This window comes from Streptomyces sp. BE303 (genome assembly GCF_036290945.1).
Lineage (GTDB): Bacteria > Actinomycetota > Actinomycetes > Streptomycetales > Streptomycetaceae > Kitasatospora.
The window spans coordinates 1-369 of record NZ_JAQYWZ010000354.1 but is presented as its reverse complement, the minus strand read 5'-3'; the positions used below and the strand labels follow the sequence as shown (position 1 = coordinate 369).

Below are 369 nucleotides of genomic sequence, written 5' to 3'. Positions count from 1 at the left end.
GCATGGCGCCCCAGGTGCTGGCCAGGGCGGCGACCATCAGCAGACCCCGGCCGCTGCACCGCCCCGTATCAGCGGCTGCGGAGGTGCGGTCTTCGGGGTCGAAGCCGGGGCCGGAGTCCTCGATCTCCAGGCGCACGACCCGGTGGCCCGCCTCGGGTTCGCACAGGGCCAGGCTTGCCCGGGCGGGGGCAGCGCCGTGGCACAGGGCGTTGGCGGCGAGTTCGGTGGCGATCAGGTCGGGCAGCTGCCAGCCGGCCAGCAGGGCGGTCACCCAGTTCCGCAGCAGGCCCGGGGAGCGGGTGTCGGCGGTGAGTTCGCAGTGGTTCGAGCGGGGGGCCGCTTCCGCGGGGAGGATGCCGGGCGTGGTGG

At 75.6% G+C, this 369-nt stretch carries 1 protein-coding gene; it reads right to left on the bottom strand.

The window, feature by feature from the left end; genetic code table 11:
• Window positions 1–369: ATP-binding protein (locus PUR56_RS05890; protein WP_329948125.1), on the bottom strand; the 369-nt coding region annotated here is incomplete at both ends.